Source organism: Candidatus Igneacidithiobacillus taiwanensis, from assembly GCF_031962545.1.
In the GTDB taxonomy this organism is placed as follows: Bacteria; Pseudomonadota; Gammaproteobacteria; order Acidithiobacillales; family Acidithiobacillaceae; genus Igneacidithiobacillus; species Igneacidithiobacillus taiwanensis.
In genome coordinates this window covers 1-2,772 of the sequence record NZ_JAVRKK010000211.1, presented here as the reverse complement: position 1 = coordinate 2,772, position 2,772 = coordinate 1, and the positions used below count along the sequence as shown (strand labels likewise).

Below are 2,772 nucleotides of genomic sequence, written 5' to 3'. Positions count from 1 at the left end.
CGGATGCTGCCAACGCCAGAGATTGGCTAGGGCAGCGAAACCATGTAAGCCCAACGATGCACTGACGAGCAGCAGGCCGCACGAAAAAAGTGCGTAGAAGACCTTGAACAAGGGCTCAAAGCTGCGGCGAGTATCGTCCTCTTGGAGCAGAGAAAGCACGCGATCGATTTCGCTATCGGCCACTAGAATACCGAGCAAGCCGCCTCCTCGGGGATCGTAAATCGCGAGGGCAACCGTGACGCAGAGACGACTGGTAGCCAACGATAGGTACGGGTCGGTAACCACCGGGCCCGGGTTCGTGATGGCCAGGCGATAATAGGGACGATGACTGCGATCGCAGCCATCGCCGCCGCGTGCTGCCCGTAGTCGGCTGCAAACCACATTATCGCCGCGTTGGATACCGTCGGCATCGAGCACGTAGAGAAGATCGAGAAAGGGATGACGATGCATAAGGTGGGCAAGAGTGCGCCGCCGCTCTTGCGGGGTCTGCTGAAACAGGGTTGGGCTGGCAATGCTCTCGATTGCCCCCGACAGGAGAATGTGTAGTTCTCGCTCGGACTCGTGGAACTGTTCGAAGCGATTCATGACGTACGTCCTCCACAGAATGATACGCAGTAGACCAAGCAAGGCACGGGCCGTGAGTTGGCACGATAACTGCTTTGAACATTTCGATCATTGTCATGGTCACTCCTCCTCGAATGTTTCGGCGGCCTTGGCCGCCTTTTTTCTGCGCCAATCTGACGAAAGCTCGCTGCATGCACTATACTGGTGCAGCTCTGTTCCAGCGGCGCCCCAAAATAGGCATTTTGGAATGGCATAGGCTTTGCTGTATTTGCGGTAAGACGGCGATAGGAACGAATCGTGATTCCCAGAAAACGACGTATAAAACGGCCTGTACCTCCGGAACCGCTGCTGATTCTCGATGGACTCGAAGCCGCAGTCCTGCTGCTCTCGGTAGACGGGGAGATCATCTACCTGAATGCCAGCGCTGAGAATCTCTTGCGTGTCAGTGCCAGCGCCGCAGTGGGAAAACCCCTCGAAGCCTTCTGTACAGCGCCAGATGGCGAAAGTCTGGCCAGCATACTCCAGGATGTGCGGCGTACCGGCGCCACGATCAGCCGCTATGCCGTTCCCCTACGCTTGGCCGATGGTGGCCGGGTGGTGGTGGATATTCTCTGCAATGGCAGTCGGGCGGGGGAAGATTGGATCTTTGAATTGCGCCCGGTGGAGGATTCGCTGCGGCGCGCCGAAGAAGAAATGCAGGATCGTGTCTTTGAAGCGGCGCAGGAAATGCTGGTGGGCTTGGCGCACGAAATCAAGAACCCCCTCGGCGGACTGCGTGGAGCCGCGCAGCTGCTCGAGCGGGAACTGCCCTCGCCGGAATTGCATGAGTACACCCGGATCATCCTACACGAAGTGGATCGCCTGCGGCGCTTGGTGGATCGTCTCCGCGGTGATAAGGCCCAGCCACAACGGCGTATGGTGAACATTCACGAAGTATTGGAGCACGTCCGGCGCCTGCTGCAGGTCAATTTGCCCACCGGGGTTGCTCTGCGCTTCGATTATGACCTCTCTATTCCAGAGTTTGAGGCAGATCCCGAGCAGTTGGTGCAGGTTTTCCTGAATCTGTTACGCAATGCCCGCCAAGCTCTGGCAGGGCGGGGGATGATCCTGATCCGCACCCGGGTAGAGCGTTTTGTGAACTTGCAACAGCGCTTGTATCGCTTGGTTCTGCGGGTTGATGTGATGGACGACGGCCCCGGCATTGCCGAAGAACTGCTGCCGCGGATTTTTCTGCCCTTGGTTACCAGTCGCGCCGAGGGCATGGGGATGGGTCTGGCCATTGTACAGAACCTGGTGCGCGCCCATGGCGGCAGCGTCCACTGCCGTTCCATGCCGGGCGAAACGGTATTTTCCGTACGCCTGCCCCTGTCTGATGGGAGGACTTCATGAAAGCTACCGTCTGGATCATTGATGACGATCCATCGATTCGCTGGGTATTGGAAAAGGCCCTGCAAAAGGCAGAGATTCCGGTGCGCAGCTTTGCCGATGCCGATCTTGCGCTGCGGGCCATGGCGCGGGAGCGCCCGGGAGCGGTGATTAGCGACCTACGCATGCCCGGCCTGGATGGCCTCGGTTTTCTGCAGGAGATTCAACAACGGCATCCACAACTGCCGGTGATCATCATTACTGCCCATTCCGATCTGGAAAACGCCGTCGCCGCCTTCCAAGGCGGTGCCTTTGAATACCTCGCCAAGCCCTTCGATATCGATGATGCCGTATCCCTGGTGCAGCGCGCCCTGTCGGTGGAGGGCGCCCAGGCGAGCGAGGACGAGGCAGGATTTGATCGTCGTGCCACGGAAATCATTGGCGAATCACCGGCCATGCAGGAGGTCTATCGGGCCATTGGTCGTCTTTCGCGTTCCAGCATCAATGTACTGATCCTCGGCGAGTCTGGTTCGGGCAAAGAGTTGGTCGCCCGTGCCTTACACCGTCATAGCCCGCGGGCAAATGAACCCTTCGTCGCCATCAACACAGCGGCGATTCCCGCCGAACTGCTCGAATCGGAACTCTTTGGGCACGAAAAAGGCGCCTTCACTGGCGCCGTGCAGGCGCGCAAGGGCCGCTTCGAGCAGGCTGCCGGCGGCACGCTCTTTCTCGACGAAATTGGCGATATGCCCGCGGCGCTGCAGACGCGCCTGCTGCGAGTGCTCTCCGACGGCACTTTTTATCGTGTGGGTGGGCATGCCCCAATCCGTGCCGATGTGCGTA

General features: G+C 59.0%; 2 protein-coding genes and 1 pseudogene. 2 read left to right on the top strand and 1 reads right to left on the bottom strand.

The genetic code is table 11. The features are described from left to right. Nucleotides 1-585 (bottom strand): annotated as a pseudogene (locus RTI30_RS13815) (PDC sensor domain-containing protein); the annotation flags it as partial. Between the two features lie 276 nt (nt 586-861). On the opposite strand from RTI30_RS13815, the gene glnL reads away from it, so the two are divergent. Both glnL and RTI30_RS13805 read left to right on the top strand, forming a co-directional pair. After that, nucleotides 862-1,953, top strand: coding sequence for a nitrogen regulation protein NR(II) (gene glnL, locus RTI30_RS13810; RefSeq protein WP_312263214.1), 1,092 nt, complete (start codon nt 862-864; stop codon nt 1,951-1,953). After that, the coding region (locus tag RTI30_RS13805) for a sigma 54-interacting transcriptional regulator (RefSeq protein ID WP_312284083.1) at nt 1,950-2,772 on the top strand (823 nt) is incomplete at its 3' end. The genes glnL and RTI30_RS13805, both read left to right, overlap by 4 nt.